The sequence below is a fragment of the Proteus sp. ZN5 genome (assembly GCF_011046025.1).
GTDB lineage: Bacteria > Pseudomonadota > Gammaproteobacteria > Enterobacterales > Enterobacteriaceae > Proteus.
This window is the reverse complement of sequence record NZ_CP047639.1, coordinates 1,656,827-1,675,634: the sequence shown is the minus strand read 5'-3', so window position 1 is coordinate 1,675,634 and position 18,808 is coordinate 1,656,827. Positions and strand designations below refer to the sequence as shown.

Sequence of the window (18,808 nt, the reverse complement as noted above, 5' to 3'; positions counted from 1 at the left end):
AAAAATGACAGCAAAAACGCTCTGTACATGGCGAGAACAACTTTTAGCACCTTTGGATGAAGCTAAAATAAGTAGCCAGCTCGATGAAAATAACGCCGATTGGGAATATATCGAAAGTGAAATGATAAAATTTGGCTCACTAAGCCATAGCACTTTAGATATTGATGATCTTCAACGTCGCGCATTACAACTATTCGCAACACAAACTAAAGACTTTCGCCTATTGGTACATTTTCTAAGAACCCTACAACATGCTGCGGTTCCTGAAGAGTTAGTTATTGCGGCCACTGTTGCCAGCGCTTATATGCAACATTATTGGGATACCAGTTCCCCCAGTAATTCACGTTTAAAACTACGCTTAGCACAACAAGTTATTAAACGTTTTGAATCGGTCAAAAACAGTTTTTGCCAGCAAGCCACACCTGAACAACGTGATGATATTTTAGGTGAATTTGCCTATTTAGCACAATTTTGGCACACCAATCAGCCTAGTTTATCTGCGCAAATGGATGAATTAAGCCGAGCGTATCAACATATAGAAAATACACAAAAATCGACCATTGCAGTTGAAGAAAATGTAAAAGTAGAATCTATTAATGAAGTAAAAATAGCTTCTCAACCTCCAGTAAGCGTGACTTCACAGGCAACACAGCCTTACGTTGAAATTAATCAAAGTGACGATCGTCAATGGAAGCAGACTCTATTAAAAGTCGCTGGCATTCTTTGTGAACAAGCGCCGAATGATACTGTCGGTTATCGCCTACGCCGATATGCCATTTGGCATAATATTCAAACCCTTCCGGTGAGCGATAAACAAGGTAAAACCCCTTTAGCCGCAGTGGCAATAGATAGAGTGACCGATTACAAAGCGCAACTTGCACAACCGACGCTCACTTTACTCAATGAAATTGAACAAAGCTTAACGCTCGCTCCTTACTGGTTAGATGGTCACTATCTTGCTGCACAAGCAGCTCAATCATTAGGGCTAACTTATATTTCATCAGCCATTGCTCAAGAACTTTCACTGTTTTTAACCAGATTACCTCAGCTTAACCATCTCTATTTTTCCGATATGACGCTCTTTATTTCAGAAGAAACTCGTCAATGGCTAAATAGCTTAGAAAACAAAACGAATAATAAAGCGAGCCCTACGTTATCACTACAAAGTGAACAACAAGAAATTATGACCTGCTTTGAACAAGAAGGTCTTAATGCCGCGTTATTGATGATTGATAACGCCATTTCAATCACAACAGAACCCCGCCAGCAGTTTTATTTGCAATTACTCTCAGCACAACTATTTGAAGCATCAAAGATGAGTTCCATCGCAAATGTTTATTTTAATCAGCTTTATCAAGATGCACTTCGATATTCATTATCAGAGTGGGAACCCAATTTATTAAATCAATTGGCATCAAAAGCGGAACATCAACAGAACTCGTCTTCTCATAGGGAATAATAATAATGAATTGGTCATTTCTTTCTGGAAAGAAAATAACGGATTTTATAAAAAAAATTTTCTTTGCTGATAAATCAAAATTTAAATCCTTATTTTTACTTTTTATTGCCTTAATTCCGGCTCTATTTGTCATTTGGATTTGGTGGTGGGGAGCTAATTATGAATTCAAAGGAGATTACCCATTAAGATCGCTCAGTGCGCGCTGGCTAGCGACAGTTATCACTATTTTAGTCGTTGTCAGTTGGGTTGGTATTGCAACATGGCTTCGTGTGAGAAAACTTGAAGATCTTAAATTAGATGTTGAACTCGCGATTGTCGATCCTGTACTTAATGATATTGAACATCAGAACCGCTATTTAAATTACTGGAAATCGCAATTTATTAAACATCAAAATGGGCACACCAATGCGCTTTATCAAAAGCCTTGGTATTTTGTGCTAGGTACTGATGAAAGTGGCAAAAACACATTATTAAAAAATAGCCTAAATACGTTAGATATTGCGCCTATTGAAAATATTGTCAGTGAACAAAAATTACCTTTGCATATAAAAATGTTATTGGCAGATCAAGCCATATTATTAATGCCAGAAGGTAAGTTAATTACGCAACCCAATCTTATTTTAGAAAAGCCGAAACTTTATCATCGACTATGGAATGAGTTATTAGTCTGGTTAAATGAACATCGCTCTCGTCAGCCAATGAATGGCGTTATTCTTACTATTGATACATTACAACTACTGACAAACGATAAAGAAAAAAATAGCCAGTTTATTGCTTCATTGCATATGCGGTTACAAGAAATCCGCATCGCTTTTAATAGTCAATTACCTATTTATATCGTGTTTACAAAGCTCGATTTATTACAAGGGTTTGACGCTATGTTTCAGTCACTAGAAGCCAAACAACGTGATGAAATATTGGGTGTAACATTCCGATTAAATAGCGAAAATAATTGGGAAAAAGATCTTAATGCATTTTGGGAACAGTGGGTAAACCAAATGAATAACGCCCTTCCTGAGATGATGCTCAATCGCGTTGATGAGAGCCAACGTACTAAGTTATTTAGTTTTATTCGACAAATCCAAGGGCTAAAAACTAACGTTATTAGCCTGCTTAATGCATTAACGTCCAGTAATAAAAAACAAGATATTCAATTAAGAGGAATATATCTCACTTCAGCAACACAAGTTGGCCAAGTTGATAATATCTTTAGTCAAACGGCATCGGTTCAATATCATTTACCAACAGCACCGTTAGCCACGTGGCCAATCGCAGAAACCCATAGCTATTTTACACAATCACTCTTTCAAGATGTTTTGTTATCAGAACCGAATCTTGCGGCTGAAAGTCAATTTTGGCTTAAAAAACATCGTAGAAGAGTTCTATTAGCTTCCGCTATTAGCGTTGTTGGTATTATCGCTTTATGGAATGGCTGGAGCCATTATTACAGTAAAAACTATCAATCTGGTGAAAATGTACTGAATGAAGTGAAAGCATTTCGCTCTTCAGAAGCAACTATTACCACTAATACAGCAGGAAAAGAGCAACTAGCGGTATTAAATCCGTTATTAGATGCCACATTGGCTTACGGTAATTATCGCGAAAAAAGTGATACGCTTTCTGATCTAGGGTTATACCAAGGGAAGAATGTTGGCCCTTATGTCGAAAATGTTTATCTCCAATTGATAACAGAACACTATCTGCCTTCAATTATGAATTCTTTACTGGCTGAATTAAAGAAAGCGCCAGCGGGCAGTGAAGAAAAGCTAGAGATATTACGCATTATGCGCATGCTCGAAGATAAGAGTGGGCGTAATAATGAGATTGTTGAAAACTTTATGGCCAATTATTGGAGTCGCTTATTTACAGGCCAGAGAGATATTCAATCTCAATTAATGTCACATTTACAATACGCATTAAAACATACCGATTGGCAAGCTCAACGCAAGGCAGGTGAAGTAACTGCTATTAATGCTTTTACACCATTTACTCAGCCAATCAATACAGCGCAAAAAGAGTTGAGCCGTTTACCGCTTTATCAACGTGTTTATCAAACATTGCGCCTTAAAGCGAACCAAGTTCTCTCATCGCCATTAAATATACGTCATCAAGTTGGCCCTAGCTTTGACTCTATTTTTACCGCTATTAATGAAGATAAACTTCAAATGCCTCAGCTTTTAACGCTGTATGGGCTAACAAACTACTTTACTCAACATAATGATGAGCTGGTGGATCTGACCTTTTTAGATGCATGGGTATTAAATTTGAGCACAAATACCCAATACAGTGAAAGTGATAGAAAAGAGATCCAACGTCAAATCACCGAACAATATCTAAATGATTACACGGCTCAATGGCGTGCTGCTATGAGTAATCTTGAAATAAGAGAATTTGAATCACTACAAGATGAAATTAATGCATTAGAGCAGATTATTAGCGGTGAACAACCCATCCGTCGCGCATTACAAGTATTAAGAGATAATACAACATTACCGAAAATAGACAGTTCGCTACCAATTGCTGATCAAAAGGCGTTAATGGATGAGTTAAAATACAAATTACTCACACGATTAGATAAAGAATTTGCCCCTCAAACTGAAATTCTGGTCAGCAATAATGGTGAAAACTTACAGAATCTCAATCAAAAATTAAACGAGCTGCATCGTTACTTATTAGGTATTTATAATTCACCCGTGCCGGGTAAAGCGGCATTAAAGGCGGTGACTTCTCGCCTTGAAGATAATAATCGCGACATTATTTTTGAATTATCTCAATCAGCCAAAACGTTGCCTGAGCCAATGAATCGTTGGGTAGGACAATTAGCGGATCAAGCGTGGAATGTTGTACAAAAAGAAGCTATCCGCTACATGGAGGTTGAATGGAATGAAACGGTCGTTAAGCAATATCATACCTACATTGTAGGTCGCTATCCGTTTAACGCAGCAACGACACAAGATGTCCCTTTAAGTGAGTTTGAGCGTTTTTTCAAACCTAATGGTACATTAGATAGCTTCTATCAGCAAAACCTACGCCTTTTTGTTGAAAATAACCTGATTGAAAATAGTGACGGCCAATCACTTATTCGTCCTGATGTGTTAGAACAACTTGAAATTGCTAACCGAATTAGAAATACATTCTTTAATACACAAGGCAATTTAGAAGCGCAATTTGCCATTGAAGCGCTTTCTTTAACTGGTAATAAGCGTCGTAGTGTTTTAAATCTTGATGGGCAATTACTCGATTACTCACACGGAAGAAGCCACACCGTACATATGGTTTGGCCTAATTCAATGCGTTCAAATGTTGAAAGCAAACTTACCTTAGTCCCTATTTCTGGCGATAAATCGCCACGAGCTGTTTTATTTAATGGACCTTGGGCACAAATGCGACTCATTAATAATGGCAAGCTTACTAATATAAAACCGCACTCTTTCGATGTGAAATTTACCCTTGATAATGGTGATATGACATATCGGATCACAATCGATGAATCTAATAATCCTTTCTTTGGTGGATTATTTACTCGCTTCAAATTACCTGAAACCCTTTATTAACTGATTTCCCCTTATATTTATAAGGGGATAGGATCATTCATGAATACGCCAAAAGAAAAATTTGTGATAAAAATTGCAGGCTCTCCTTTAGATATCCCTGAATTTATCGCATTAAAAGCGGAATTTAATAAACTTAATCATCCTTCTCAACCTGAGATCAGTTGGACTCTTATTGAATCTCTTTCACTAACGTTATTTAAAAACCATGGTATTGATTTACAGAGTGGGAGTTATTACACACTAGCTCGTCTTCATTTAAATGGATTAAATGGTTTTACTGAAGGATGTGAATTACTTGCCAATATAGTGGTAAGTCAGTGGGATAATCTTTGGCCGACTCAACCCAATCATCGGTGTGATGTCTTTAATTGGTTTAATACCAAAGCGGGAGCTTTATTACGCCAATTAACTTTTTCGCCTTCTGATTTACGTTTAATTTATCGATCAGAAAGAGCTTTGCAATTAATTATCGATCAACTTGCCCATACAGATTGGCCTAAATTACCGAAGCTAGAAAATTTACTTTGGTTTTTCCAAAACGCAGCAAAAACCTTAGAACAAAATACAAAAAATTCACCTCAAAAAAGTAGCAATAATGCCGTTAAGATCCCGCCTATTGTCTATATCAGTGCATCTGATGAACTTAAAGAAAATAACACATCTAAACCTAACCCTATAGCCGAGGTTGTTTTATATGATGATCCCCCCATTGAGAAAAAAACAATGAGTGCAAAGAAAGGCTTTTTTATTGGATTATTAAGCAGCAGTGCTATTTTTATTGCTATTGGTGTGGCGATTTATCTGCCAATGCAAAAAGAGCTCTCCGCAATTACCGCTCAACCTGAAGGCGCCATTACACAATGGTTATATCAACCAAATATCAGTTCATATGCAAATAATCTTGTTTTAATGGAAAAACAGTCTCCTATATTTGCGTTAAGAAAATCAGATCATATGTTGGAAGTAGCTAAAAAGCTGTGGCCTAATAATGCTGATCAATCTTACGCAACACGACAATGGCAAAATATCCTTACTACACGATTAGAAAATGCACCTATTGATAGCAGTTGGTCTGATACAAATAAATTAATTCAACAGCTTTCCGATAGGATTGTTCAACAAGAGCGTAACAGAGGAAGCTTCACCCTTTCTTATTTAAAAACAGCTATTTATGAAATTCAAAAAAGCCATAATAAAGCTGTTCCTATTGAAAATAAACTATATGCATTTTCACAAGAAATAAGTAAAGAGCAGTCTATCTCTCCCGCATTAATTAATAATCTCGATGCAGATATTAATGGATTATTAGCACGATATTATCTCCTGCAAAAAGAAGCTGAAGAGTTAGGTTTAAAGCCTTATTCATATTAAAAATAACAAAAAAATCATGACAGATATTATTTATTATTAAAGGGTAAATATTAGATTAACATGAGTGAAATTAAATATTTAAAAGAAAGACAATACCTGCAAAAACTGGCTAAATCCTACGCACAAAAAAAACCACATTTAGCGGAGGTTTTAGAGCCAGATGATCCTCAAACTAGCTATTTAATGGAGGGATTTGCCTTTCTTTCTGCTCATTTGCAAGAAAAAATTGATGATGCTTTCCCGGAAATTACACTACCTCTATTACAGCGTCTCGGCTCTCAAGCAATAAAAGGATTGCCATCAACATCAATTATTCAAATCAGTTGTGATAAAGAAATTAACTACAGCTATTACATTCCTAAAAACAGTAGTGCTCTAGGCAGTAATAATGAGTGTTTTTCAACTTGTCGCGATTTATATATCGAGCCTTATTCTCTTGTTGAGAAACAAGTGACACACCAACCTAATAAAAGTTGTATCTCTTTAACTTTTTCCTACCTTGGTAATATAGAGCAAATGCAATCTTGCTCGCTAAATTTATTTCTTAGCCCAATTAAGAATATTGCAGATACCTTGTTACTTGGGTTAACACAGCATTTTGACTATATTGAATTAAAACATGCCGATCAAAGTTATCATGGTGATAATGCAACTTTTTGTTTTAACTCTCAAATTGGTAAAGATTATCCTATTTTTCCACAATCAGAAAACACACCAAAAGTGCCACAACAATTATTAGAGGGGTTGTATCTTCCTCATGTTCACCACTTTATTAGCTTAGATATTCCAATGATTATCAAGCAGTTAAATTGGGAAAAAAGCACTCAATTTACAGTTAATATTTATTTAAATAAGCAAATTTCATTAACAGAAGAACAATGCCAAGACTGTTTTTTACTTAACTGTATTCCTACCGTTGATAAAGAGAAAGATCATACAGTTATCATTGATTTTCAAGAGAATAAATCATCTTATTTACTGCCTATTCCAGATAACCATTATCTTTCAAGTTTATCTGAAATCATGCTTTCATTAGAGCCACATGAAAAAGAGCGTGGTATTTACTGTCATTTTTATTCGATAACTGAATTAACATCAGCATCTCGCCTATTGCCTCAATATCAAAACTCTCTTTTCTATTCCTTAACAATAGATAAAGATATCACTGGAAGAACCTTCTATACGGTTCATTTCTATGATAATAAAGGTGAAGAACTTATCTCTCCACCAAGTCTACATTTTTCCTGTACTTATATTGGCTTTGAAAAATATAAAGATAACAGCATTGGTGTGTTGAATGCACACAGTGAAAATATGCCTGATAATCTATTACTCAAAAATATCACACCGCTATCAGAATGTTTTCCACCTATTGTCGATGATAAGTGTTACTGGCATTTACTGTCACATTATAGTGCTAATGCTTTTATGCTAATGTCTATTACAACAATAAAAAATATGCTAAGTGATTATTTAATTTATTCAGAACTAGATAAACAAGTTACAAGGAAAATAAAAAAATCCTTGGATGGCTGTATTGATTTAAATAGTCAGACTTATGATTATATTTTAAAAGGTAAACCACATCGTTGTTTATCTTTAACATTAATACTAGATACTGATTATTTTGATAATGAGGGAGATGCCTTTATTTTTGTTTCTCATCTTTATCATTTCTTCCCCTTTTGCTTATCTGAGAATATGTTATTGGAAATGAAAATTAAATTTAAAACTGATGAAAAAATAAAGTGGTTTTTATCACCTTCTCCATTAAAGGGTTATAAGTCACTTCTGTGACCAATCATAACCACCCGTAAAACGGGTGGTTTGCTCTTGCCCTATAAGGGCTTGTTACCGACTGCGCCTAAATGACGCTGCTTTCTCTTCGTTCAAGCTAAGTGTCTTTGCTACTTTGGCTTACCCCTTGAAGGGGTTTTCATATTCTTTACTGCTCAATTTATCCGAGATTAAATCCGACTTTTCTTGCTCTCTGATATACTTTTGAATTGTGGCTTCATTGAGTCCAACTGTTGTGACATAGAACCCTTCCGCCCAAAACTTTCTGTTGCCAAATTTATATTTGAGATTGGCATGTCTATCAAAGATCATCAACGAACTTTTACCTTTCAAATATCCCATGAAACTTGATACGCATATCTTCGGTGGAATACTCACTAACATATGAACATGATCTGGCATAAGATGCCCTTCGATTATTTCCACACCTTTATATTTACAAAGGTCTCGAAGGATTTCACCTATACTTGAACGAATTTTATTAAAAATCACTTTCCGTCTATATTTCGGCGAAAAGACGATATGGTATTTACACAGCCACTTTGTATGTGCTGAGCTTTGTGCTTTAATGCCCATAAACACCTTTCCTTATTTAAGTTACGAATATTAGCTTGAACATCTATATCGTAACGGAAAGGTGTTTTTCTTGGTATAACCTTTAATACCCACCCGCATAGCGGGTGGTTTTATATTTAAGACGCTGACGCGACTTAAACTGGCTAAAGCCCATAATAAAAAGCCCTTAACAGGGCTCTTTTAGAGTTTCTTTTTTAAATCAGCTGGAGCAATATAATGAGTTGTACGTCCTTCTTTTATTGAAAGAAATATTTTCATTACTTCTAATTCTCTAAGTAGTTTTCTAGCCGTATTTTCACTAATACCGTATATATTTCTAATTGATTTAACTGTAAATATATGCCCTGGATCTTTGATACCTTTTTTAATCAGATCTTTTTGAATGAAATTAAATTTAAATTTATATTTTGATTCATCTAGCATATTAGATATATCATAAAACTCTTTTGTTTTCACTCTTAAATATTCTTGTAATTCATCAACTGCATTTAGAATAACGCTGATATTAAAATCAATAAAATAAGTTAAATCACCATAATCTTTTTGAACATTCAAATATGACATTCCATATTCTCTATGATTCCCTTTAATTATTTTACTTATTGATATATATTCGAATATATCATATCCATTTTTTAGCATAAACCAATAAAATATTGCTCTTGCTGTTCTACCGTTACCGTCTCTAAATGCATGTTCATAACCTAGCATAAAATGAAGAATAATGGCTTTAATAATAGGAGGTATAAATTTATTACCATTCTCACCATTATGCTCTCTATTAGCAAAGTCACATAATAACTCTAATCTTTTTTCTAACTCATTATAGTCAGGTGGATAAAATAATGGATTATCATCATTTCCAATATAGATATCGTTGCTACACCTAAATTCACCTGGAATATTTTCATTTTCAGACACTCCATTAGTTGCGATGCAGTGAAATTCTAATAGTAGATCTCTTGTTAATAATTCATTTTTTCTTTTATCTGCTAACCTTAATAACATATAATTATTAAGGATCATTCTTTCATCTGGTGTACTTGGTGTTAATTCTTCCTCTAGCATTTTTTTTGCATCGACTCTTGTCGTTGCTGCACCTTCTAATTGTGCACTTGTAATGGCTTCTTCCATAAGCAAAGAAGATAACAGGTAATTTTCTTGAATATTAATTGATGCTTCAGGATCTGTAATAGCCGTCATTTTGCTAGTACCAAATTGCACAATTTTATGCAACTTTGGCTCTAATGGAGCAGGAATACAGTATGAAAACTCATTACCATTCTTATCAAATAAACCAATTCCTTTTTTAATTTGATCTCTTAGAAATTTTACCGCATACCAAATATTTTGAGCCTCTTTACTAGGTACCCGCCACTTTAATTTGGACCAAGATAAATACCTTCCTTTTTCATCAACAACTCCATATTTACTGAGGTATGGGCTAATTTTAGAGAAGTCAAAATTCTCATAATCAACTCTAGGTGATTGTTCTACCGGATGTTTTGCCATGATACCTCAACTTTTAAAATTTGATGTAAGACTAGTATGGCAGTAAGTATCCTATAAGGTCAATATCTAAGAAAGGCTAAACTATATAACTGAATAAGATGCTAAATAAGCATTCGTGTATGTTATTAGTTACCTACATAATTTTCAGAATAGCTAATATGTAAACAACCATCATATTTATAAATCTCAAGATATTGCTCACTATCTCTTACTTTAGGATTCCCATAATAAACTGGAAAATCTAATTTATCGGTATACTCTCTTAATTGTAGATACGCTTTATTCCAATCATTAATAATGCAAAATGTCACACTACCATCTCTAAACCCTCTATCAATAATCCCATCACCAGTGAAAAAATAATCATTTGAAATTCTAGGTACTGATTTAATCACAGAGGAAGTATTAAGATAATAAGAAAAAATATTATATTCAGTGTAGCTGTTACCTCTTTCTTTTGTATTTTTAATATCTTTTAATATCAAAAAAATAAGAATAGAAAATAAAATCAGTAGAAATAACGTAATCCAATATCCTTTTTTCATATTTTTTCCTACTGTCTTGGTATTATTAATATTCTATTTTAAGCCTTATCACAGTAGCTCCATAAATACTGAAATACCGTGTTTTTTGTGCTTAAACAGAATTGTATCCTATAAATGTATTGAACGATAACAACCAAAGATATAAATTCTATCAAAACACATATCTCATTAAGTGGATGTAAGATCACTAAATTTATATGAAAAATAAAATACTTGTTAGTGCTTGCCTGATGGGATTTAAGGTTCGTTATAACGGCACAGAAAAAGCACGATTAAATACAGTACTTGAACAGTGGCAACAAGAGCAACGATTAGTGATCCACTGCCCTGAACTTGCAGCAGGGTTACCAACCCCCAGAGCCTCGGCTGAAATATCAGGATCTGATGGTTATCAAGTTATGCAAAATAATGCAAAAGTGATTGAAAACACAGGTAACGATGTGACCGCACATTACCAACTTGCAGCATGGCTTGCTTTGCGCACAGCTTTAGATTCTAACTGTATCGTTGCCCTATTAACCGATAAAAGCCCAACCTGTGGTAGCCAATATATCTACGATGGCAATTTTTCTGGAGTGACAAAGCAAGGAGAAGGTGTTGCAACAACCTTATTACGTCAACATGGTATAAAGGTATTTTCTGAAAATCAGTTGGATGAATTAATTGATTGGGTAGAAAATTGGGATAAGGAAAATACTATTTTATGATAAAAATCTGAATAGATAATAGCTTAATCAAATAATCATTTGAAAAACATTAAGTTATTCTTGTCGGATACGGATCATCATCTATCGTTTCAAACAGGCTCTACAAAATGGAGTCTTCCATTCTTATCAATCTACAATTATCTCATATTATTCTTAATTAATACTCGTATTTTGTCATTAACAAACAAAAACACTGTCAAAGGCTAATATAATTTATCTAATTATTTGATTTAGGTAAAACGGTTTAAATCTTTTAATAAATAAAAACCGATAGATATTAACTATTGATAATCTATTTTTGATCGCTCATATCGATCTTTAAGTATTTTTACTGTAATCTCTTTTAAAAAGAGGAATTAATATGAGTTCAATTAATATTGTTGTAGGTCAGAGAATTAAACAGAAAAGAAAGCAATTAAAAATAACAGGTATCGAGATGGCAAGAAGGCTTGGTATCAGTCAGCAACACTATTCACGTTTGGAAAATGGGCATCTTAAAATAACCGTCGATCAGCTTATTGCTATTGCTTTAATATTAGGAATATCACCACAAAGTTTGTTAGTTGCGCCTGAAATAATGTCACCAATGCTAAATGCTTGTGCTGAAACGACGTTGTCATCAAATGAAATTTTTGTATTAAGAAATAAGAAGCGCCGCAATCTTAGATAAAAATACAGTAATATTATTTAGCGCTATCTAATTTAATATTTAAACTATTTTAGTTAAAGAATATCGCAATTTTTCATCTTCTTTTATTTAAATAGAACCTCATCTATTTATAAAATCAATCGCTTGATTTATTGTTAAAATAAAAAATCAATTGTTAATCTCTTTAACGATTAAATATTTTAATCGAATTTCTGGAGCATTAGATAATTTTCGATGAGATCCTTCCATTAAATAAGCCGCTATTTCTTCTGATGATAAATCATCGACCTCTTCAAGATTAAAATACTCATCTGGCCAATAAATAAGATCCGAAGAAAAGGATTTAAAGTTTATCTCAAGTAACTTCATTGCGTAAGATTGTTCAGATTCACTGCCTTCAGCTAAACATATAAAATCAACAATATTAATTAACTCTTCATAAGTCAGATCGCCCAGATATTTCACCTGATTAAACGCTATTTTTGTAAACTCCTTTGCACTTGTCCAAGAATTATAATCACGAAAATCTGAAAACTCACAAGGAGTTACTACCTCTGCATTCCAATTTGCCATCATGGTTTTAATATCAGGATCATTTTCAGTTGCACCATTATCGATTTTATTAGTTATCTTCTGTAGTAAATCGATCAACTCATTAAGTTTAGCTTTATTTGTTTTTATTGGTTTCAATCTGTTAGGTAAAGGCATATTTTATTCCTTTTATACTCTTTTCATTAAACTCGTATACTGTTGAATATAATGAAATAGTTTATGCTTTTCATGAAGATTTAGGTTACTGCATCACGTTTAATTAACACACTTTATCAAATCATCTACTAATTGAAAATTAGGGTTTGAAGTTATTGTAATTCTAATAGAAGTATCCATACGAGATGTAATGACAGCATGAGTATACTTGATTCCATTAATATTAATATCTGCCACTTGGCCGATATTTTTAACAGAAAAATCACTCAATTCAGTATTATTTTTAAGTCTAATTCCCAAAGAATCATTTTCTTGTATGTGAGTGGCAATTTCCACTGACTCTATATTTTTACATGCAATAGAAAGCTCACCTTTACTCGTTTTGAAAGATAAACAAATATCATCAGGCTTGCATTGATTAACAGCCATTGCGAATGTTGAGAATAAGAGCGAAAAAATAGCTAAGAATTTCATTTTTGTAGATCACCTTGTGTTTTTATGAATTTCATCCCTTATTTCAGCAGTAATTAAACTAGATGATTTGCGGTGGCTATATACGAAAAAAGATCGCACATGGCGACCTTTAAGATTTATTGACTAATTTAACTCAGTTTTTTTGTTCAGCATATAAATACAGTCATCAAACATAACTCCGCCAATCGTGTAATTATCCTTAATGATCTCTTTAAGGGTAAATCCGTTTTTTTCCAGAACGCGTACTGATGCATTGTTTCCGCTCGTGATCACGGCCTGATAGCGCGAAATAGCAGATAGTTCGGGTAGTGATAATAAGGCAGATAATGAATCAGTAGCCAAAGACATACCAGAAAATTCACTCGCGATCATGTATCCCACCTCGGCTGTAGGTTCAACATTATCAAGAACTACTAAGCCGGTTAACCCCATTGGGAGCCCGTCAACTTTTCTTCGGATCACAAAGCATAACCAATGAGAAGACTCTATATCCCATTCTGGCAGGCGGCTATCAAAGGCATCTTTAATTTGCTGTTCATTTAGTGGATCAGAAATAAACCTCATTATCCCAGCATCTGCATATAACTTTCTGAAAAAATCCCAATCATTTTCAGTTATTTGGGTTAAGGTAAACACCATGATTTTCCTGTAAGGTTTTTATAATATTAATGTAGTTCTATTTTATTAAATTATTAATATCTGAGTTAATAATTAGTTGTACAGCACAACAAACGAAAATGACACCACAAATTAGAAATATACGAGTTGATTCAAACACAACGTGGAAAAGAAGTTAGCATCGAGAGCTTTCGTTTTCACGACTTAAGACATACTTGGGCAAGTTGATTAATTCAATCTGGTGTACTGCTAACAGCACTACAAGGAATCTGAGTGATCTTACTTCCACTGCATATAGATAGCGCCTGTAAAAACTCAGGTAACTCATTAACATTCAAATGAGGGAAATGTTTGGCTTTCGGTGTAGACAATGCGCCAGCTAATTCAGATGCAGGTTTATACTCAGCTCGCCCTGTTACGATTGCATAGCGGAATACTTGGTTACATGCTTGTCTTATCTTTTTCAGCTTATCAAACTAAGGCAGGTAAAGCATGGGATAAAGATATTTATTCTGCATGGAAGCGTCATAGGGATATTGCCAGGAAACTAAAATTAAATAAGGTATCAACGGGCGGTTTTGCTAACTAACTCACCCATTTAACATAAAAGAGATTAGAAGAATCAATTTTAACAAGGTGTTATATGAAAAAAATATTATTCTGTTTTTGTCTATTTTTCTCAGTGTCAGTGGTAGCAGCGGTTTGTGAAATAGCTGATACGGAGCTATGTGATAACGCTTCTCAAGGAGATGCTAAAGCACAATTCAAGATGGGGCTGTTGTATAAGACTGGTGATGGTATACAGAAGGACTATGGGGAAGCTAAAAAATGGTTTGAAAAATCATCTGAACAGGGAGTTGCAGAAGCATCACTCATGCTTGGGTTAATGTACTCCTTTGGAGAAGGAGTGGAGCAGGACAACAAAAAGTCTACTGAGTGGTATGAAAAAGCGGCTGATCAGGGAAGTAATATAGCTCAATTCATGCTAGGACTAATGTATTTAGAGGGAAAGGAAGTGCCGCAAGATTATAATAAGGCTAGAGCATGGTTTGAAAAAGCGGCTAATCAAGGAGACTCCTTTGCGCAACTTCGTTTAGCTTTTATGTATCTCAATGGAGAAGGTGTTCCTAGAGATTATAAGCAGGCTAAAGATTGGTTTTGTAAAGCCTGTGATAATGGAAACCAAGGTGGATGTGAGGCTATTAAACATGTAAACGAGAGTTGTTTTTAAAACCAATAAATGCCTAATACGCCAATGCGGTACTAATTATAAAGAGGGGGAAAGATATTCGTATAACTATTTTTCATCCCTTCAATTGTAAACTCTCATTATCTTATGCTGTTACCCTATCAAATCTTATACCTAAGATATCCTAAGATTCAACACTAATAAACCTTGGGAAACCTTAAGATTTTGGCATTAGAAAAACGTAAAGACTTGTTAGGATTTAATAATTATTTTTGTCTCTATCTCCCTATATTTACAGTCTTTCTAACGTGTCCGAAAACTATCTTCTATGATATGTATAAATCATCACTCCTAACGTCTCCCGAAATTTTATTTATATTCTGCATTATAAACACGCTGTTCATCGTTAACGCATTCTAATGTAAAAACATCACGTAATTGCGCAGCTCTAAATTTAAAATGCTTTTCTTTTTCGTTATCGATATCTATCACTACGGGAAACATACCTTTGGCGTTTTCTATTACTACATCAGCCCCCTTCCTACATTCTTTAAAAGGACTATCAAAACTATAAAACTTTGATAAAACAGGCGTTTTACTATCAGGAATTTTATTACCATCATGGATCATTTGTTCTAATTCTTCGAACGTATAATTCGACTTTGCCTCTGCGTTAACAGAAAACAAATTTAATACAAAAACACTAACCATTATGATTGTTTTCATCTTACCACCCTGCCACTTAGTTAAATTTTATATTTGTATATTGTATATGTGCCCTTACATAAATCATTAAATTTCATGCTACAGCTTATTAATGAGGGATTGTTCACATGTCACGATTAGGCGCGTTGTCGGCACTCCATTAAAATAACGATTGGTTTTCGTCTTGGTTGTTTTCTGCATATTTTCCCCTCGCTCGTACTAGTATCTAAATCATCAAAGTTTACCGCCTAGGCTTTAGCTTTGGCGGTGTTATCTTGTTATTTTTCTACTTCAGCCCTACTTTTTTAATTGGAATTTATAGCACTTTGGATATTTTGATATGTTCGTTTTATGGCCGTATCAGTTCCGCTGGCAGATAAGGTGACTGCTTTCACAGCATCACTTGTTCTAATGTCCTGCTTAGCGGGCTCCCAAAAGTCACCAAAGAGTGAATAGCCCCCTCAAGGTAAACCATTAGATCATCAAACAAGAGCATTAAGCCCACAATGCCAGCAATCACCCATGTTATCGGGTTAGCAATAAACGCCCTGATCATTGATTTTTTGAGTATAGCCAGAATGGTGATGATACCAAGAATGGCACCTTTCCAGCCCACCGTACTTTCAACTAGTTTACTAACTGTTTTAATCAAATTAACAACCATCTGAATGATTTTAGCGTCCCAACTGAATGACTTGTGTAAGCCCCTCAGTAATTAATTCTTTATTAGCACCTAACTATTGCTTACCTAATGTAGCAGTATTTTCAGGCGTTAAAACAAAACAGGCGAGGGATTAAATCGAATTTCCCCGGCGCTTGTTTGGATTTGCGTTGATGTCATAGTAAGATTTATTCACTGGCAATAGCTAAACTACTAGGCAGATAAATGAACAAAAAAGCTACAGTATCTATACTGAAACCGCTTTTGTTGGTTTCTGTTTTCTTCTTTGTCGGGTATGTCATTGTTCCACCCAAAAACGAAGGTGAACAGTACGCAAAAATGAGCGAGGAAAGATTTAGATTGCCGGATGGTAGCATGTCTAGTGTCCTTGCTCTCCAGCAAGAGTATTTCGATATAACAGGCAATAAATTAGCAAAGCCAGCAACCATGTCATGCCGATGGGATTCTAAATGCTATTTCGATATATGGCTGGCTAATTACAATAGTGAAATAGATAGAATTAAAGCCAAACAATTGGCAGACAAGGAACAACAAGAAGCACACGCGGAACTATGCTCAAATGACCCTGAGTGCATAGCTAGACTCGAAGGAATATCATTTGCAACACGGCAATTAAATCGAGGGTATAGCGTATTACAGAGCAGGTATCTGCATGATCAGGATGGCGCTGATGCGTTATCCAGAATGGTGTGCAGGCAGATGGGCAAAGCTCAGAGGGATGAAAAAAGTAAGGAATCTGTTAATGAGTGGGTTAATTCGCTTGAAGGGATCCCTCCTGATGCCAAACCATATGTCTCCGCCGTGGGAGAGGCATGCTGGTCATTAAGTCTATATGGCGTTCCTGACGGGACAGTTAGAATTGAACATTATTAATATTACTCAATAACATATTCTATTAAGAGATCAATTATACGGCCCCTTTCTTTTGTCTGTCAGGGCATAACTGGTTGTGAATTGATAAATAGTATGAGATACAAAATACTAACTGCGAGATAATAGTTTGTTTGAACGCAAATAATCATGACATGAAATCAACTCCTCTGCCGCTTTACTTTTACGCTGATTATCAAGTATTAGCATTAAATCCATTATTACATTTTTATCTGTTTCGAATTGAAGCTTAAACTCTTCATTCATAATATAAATTTTTGATTCCCTATGATTGTATTCTTGATTGTAATCATGAAATGCCTGCCGCCTATACACCGATACAGATAACACTCGCCCATGATCATCATTATCGACTATTGAAGCCGTGCTAATAGATTTGCATCTAATTTCTTTTGACGCATTACTAGATTCAAATTTCAAACAAACATCATCAGGATTGCACTGATTTGCAGCCATAACAGGCGTAGAGAATAAGAGTGCAGCAACGATAAGTAATTTCATAATCATAAATCTATTTAATTTTTAACCAAATGAATTATATCAGTATTTTTATTAATAACGAAGGGAGCATGACATGGGAAAAATGACATTTGTAGTTGAATATGAAGATGGTAAGGAGCCGTCTATAAATGTAGGAACGGAAATATTGGGCGAAAGATTATCAGCAGTAGCCTTTTATGACTACCGTGATGATTTACTAACTCAAGATGAGGCTCAAGCTGTAAACCAAGCTATTGTATTTAGTGCCTTACAAGAAACCTGCGAAGAATTTGAAGTTAATTACGACGAAGTTGTCGCTAAGTTAGGATCCTCTCTTTAGCAGTAACCCACTGCACCAACACCAGATAGGAAACCATCATAAATGGGTATTTGTTCACACGGAGTCAAAGAAGAGACCAGACGGAACATTAACACCAAGTGTTAGAAAAATGCGAATTGATTCTAACACAGCATGGAGAGCAGCACTAAAAAGAGCAGGAATAGAAAACTTCCGCTTTCATGATCTTCGCCATACATGGGCGAGTTGGTTAATTCAGTCAGGGGTGCCACTTTCAGTATTGCAAGAAATGGGTGGTTGGAAAAGTATAGAAATGGTTAGGAGGTATGCTCATCTAGCACCAAATCATTTAACTGAACATGCAAAGCAAATAGACACCATTTTCGGAACTTGTGTCCCAAATGCGTCCCACTTAAGAAAAGTAGAGAATTTTAAATGATGGTAACTAATTGATTTTAAATGGTACGCCCTACAGGATTCGAACCTGTGACCTACGGCTTAGAAGGGCGTTACATACTGATTTCATTGAGTTTCATATAATTTCATAAGATTTCATCTTTTTGATTTATAAGGATTTATATACCTTGCATGAT

19 protein-coding genes and 3 pseudogenes are annotated in these 18,808 nt (G+C 34.8%); 12 read left to right on the top strand and 10 right to left on the bottom strand.

Annotation, left to right across the window (positions count from 1 at the left end; all coding sequences use genetic code 11):
• Positions 1–4: 4 nt before the first annotated feature.
• The 4 genes from tssA to GTK47_RS07780 are packed head-to-tail and all read left to right on the top strand — an operon-like array spanning position 5 to position 8,181.
• Positions 5–1,459 (top strand): type VI secretion system protein TssA, encoded by a 1,455-nt coding sequence (gene tssA, locus GTK47_RS07795; protein ID WP_165122650.1) that lies wholly within the window; start codon positions 5–7, stop codon positions 1,457–1,459.
• A 5-nt stretch (positions 1,460–1,464) separates the two neighbouring features.
• A complete protein-coding gene (gene tssM, locus GTK47_RS07790; RefSeq protein ID WP_165122649.1) occupies positions 1,465–5,013 on the top strand; it encodes a type VI secretion system membrane subunit TssM in 3,549 nt (1,182 codons plus the stop codon).
• A 39-nt stretch (positions 5,014–5,052) separates the two neighbouring features.
• Positions 5,053–6,384, top strand: coding sequence for a VasL domain-containing protein (locus GTK47_RS07785; protein ID WP_165122648.1), 1,332 nt, complete (start codon positions 5,053–5,055; stop codon positions 6,382–6,384).
• Positions 6,385–6,444: 60 nt separating this feature from the next.
• Positions 6,445–8,181, top strand: a complete 1,737-nt coding sequence (locus GTK47_RS07780) for a type VI secretion system baseplate subunit TssF (protein WP_165122647.1) — start codon at positions 6,445–6,447, stop codon at positions 8,179–8,181.
• Positions 8,182–8,301: 120 nt separating this feature from the next.
• Here the strand turns inward: GTK47_RS07780 and tnpA are convergent, their stop codons facing one another.
• The 3 genes from tnpA to GTK47_RS07765 form a co-directional block, all read right to left on the bottom strand.
• Positions 8,302–8,757, bottom strand: coding sequence for an IS200/IS605 family transposase (gene tnpA / locus GTK47_RS07775; protein WP_165121832.1), 456 nt, complete (start codon positions 8,755–8,757; stop codon positions 8,302–8,304).
• Between the two features lie 180 nt (positions 8,758–8,937).
• Positions 8,938–10,269 carry a Fic family protein gene (locus tag GTK47_RS07770; RefSeq protein WP_165122646.1) on the bottom strand — a complete coding sequence of 444 codons (1,332 nt, stop codon included), beginning with the start codon at positions 10,267–10,269 and terminating at the stop codon, positions 8,938–8,940.
• Between the two features lie 125 nt (positions 10,270–10,394).
• Complete coding sequence (locus GTK47_RS07765; protein WP_165122645.1) at positions 10,395–10,814, bottom strand: hypothetical protein; 420 nt, start codon at positions 10,812–10,814, stop codon at positions 10,395–10,397.
• 197 nt (positions 10,815–11,011) lie between these two features.
• On the opposite strand from GTK47_RS07765, the gene GTK47_RS07760 reads away from it, so the two are divergent.
• Both GTK47_RS07760 and GTK47_RS07755 read left to right on the top strand, forming a co-directional pair.
• Positions 11,012–11,521, top strand: a complete 510-nt coding sequence (locus GTK47_RS07760; protein ID WP_165122644.1) for a DUF523 domain-containing protein — start codon at positions 11,012–11,014, stop codon at positions 11,519–11,521.
• Positions 11,522–11,882: 361 nt separating this feature from the next.
• Entirely contained in the window at positions 11,883–12,191 is a 309-nt protein-coding gene (locus tag GTK47_RS07755; protein ID WP_165122643.1) for a helix-turn-helix transcriptional regulator, read from the top strand.
• Positions 12,192–12,338: 147 nt separating this feature from the next.
• Here GTK47_RS07755 and GTK47_RS07750 read toward each other — a convergent pair whose 3' ends face one another.
• The 3 genes from GTK47_RS07750 to GTK47_RS07740 all read right to left on the bottom strand — a co-directional run bounded on the left by GTK47_RS07750 (position 12,339) and on the right by GTK47_RS07740 (position 13,991).
• Positions 12,339–12,878, bottom strand: coding sequence for a hypothetical protein (locus GTK47_RS07750; RefSeq protein ID WP_165122642.1), 540 nt, complete (start codon positions 12,876–12,878; stop codon positions 12,339–12,341).
• Positions 12,879–12,977: 99 nt separating this feature from the next.
• The gene (locus tag GTK47_RS07745; protein ID WP_165122641.1) at positions 12,978–13,352 is read right to left on the bottom strand and encodes a hypothetical protein; all 375 of its coding nucleotides are present in this window, start codon (positions 13,350–13,352) and stop codon (positions 12,978–12,980) included.
• Positions 13,353–13,475: 123 nt separating this feature from the next.
• Complete coding sequence (locus GTK47_RS07740) at positions 13,476–13,991, bottom strand: GNAT family N-acetyltransferase (RefSeq protein ID WP_165122640.1); 516 nt, start codon at positions 13,989–13,991, stop codon at positions 13,476–13,478.
• A gap of 104 nt (positions 13,992–14,095) precedes the next feature.
• On the opposite strand from GTK47_RS07740, the pseudogene GTK47_RS20490 reads away from it, so the two are divergent.
• Positions 14,096–14,195: pseudogene (locus tag GTK47_RS20490) on the top strand (hypothetical protein); the annotation flags it as partial.
• Positions 14,196–14,236: 41 nt separating this feature from the next.
• Here GTK47_RS20490 and GTK47_RS20485 read toward each other — a convergent pair.
• Positions 14,237–14,443 (bottom strand): annotated as a pseudogene (locus tag GTK47_RS20485) (integrase); the annotation flags it as partial.
• Here GTK47_RS20485 and GTK47_RS07735 point away from each other — a divergent pair.
• A complete protein-coding gene (locus tag GTK47_RS07735; RefSeq protein ID WP_165121739.1) occupies positions 14,341–14,559 on the top strand; it encodes a hypothetical protein in 219 nt (72 codons plus the stop codon). The pseudogene GTK47_RS20485 and the gene GTK47_RS07735 sit on opposite strands and share 103 nt — an antisense overlap.
• A 54-nt stretch (positions 14,560–14,613) precedes the next feature.
• Entirely contained in the window at positions 14,614–15,201 is a 588-nt protein-coding gene (locus GTK47_RS07730) for a tetratricopeptide repeat protein (RefSeq protein ID WP_165122639.1), read from the top strand.
• Between the two features lie 327 nt (positions 15,202–15,528).
• On the opposite strand, the gene GTK47_RS07725 is transcribed toward GTK47_RS07730, so the two are convergent.
• Both GTK47_RS07725 and GTK47_RS07720 read right to left on the bottom strand, forming a co-directional pair.
• Positions 15,529–15,885, bottom strand: coding sequence for a hypothetical protein (locus tag GTK47_RS07725; protein WP_165122638.1), 357 nt, complete (start codon positions 15,883–15,885; stop codon positions 15,529–15,531).
• A gap of 370 nt (positions 15,886–16,255) precedes the next feature.
• Positions 16,256–16,480 (bottom strand): hypothetical protein, encoded by a 225-nt coding sequence (locus GTK47_RS07720; RefSeq protein ID WP_165122637.1) that lies wholly within the window; start codon positions 16,478–16,480, stop codon positions 16,256–16,258.
• A gap of 270 nt (positions 16,481–16,750) precedes the next feature.
• Between GTK47_RS07720 and GTK47_RS07715 the strand changes: the two genes are divergently transcribed.
• A complete protein-coding gene (locus GTK47_RS07715) occupies positions 16,751–17,419 on the top strand; it encodes a hypothetical protein (RefSeq protein WP_165122636.1) in 669 nt (222 codons plus the stop codon).
• 108 nt (positions 17,420–17,527) lie between these two features.
• Here the strand turns inward: GTK47_RS07715 and GTK47_RS07710 are convergent, their stop codons facing one another.
• On the bottom strand, positions 17,528–17,938 hold the full coding sequence (locus GTK47_RS07710) for a hypothetical protein (protein ID WP_165122635.1): 411 nt from the start codon (positions 17,936–17,938) through the stop codon (positions 17,528–17,530).
• A 73-nt stretch (positions 17,939–18,011) separates the two neighbouring features.
• On the opposite strand from GTK47_RS07710, the gene GTK47_RS07705 reads away from it, so the two are divergent.
• Entirely contained in the window at positions 18,012–18,257 is a 246-nt protein-coding gene (locus tag GTK47_RS07705) for a hypothetical protein (protein ID WP_165122634.1), read from the top strand.
• Positions 18,256–18,654: pseudogene (locus tag GTK47_RS07700) on the top strand (site-specific integrase); the annotation flags it as partial. The gene GTK47_RS07705 and the pseudogene GTK47_RS07700, both read left to right, overlap by 2 nt.
• Positions 18,655–18,808: the final 154 nt, after the last annotated feature.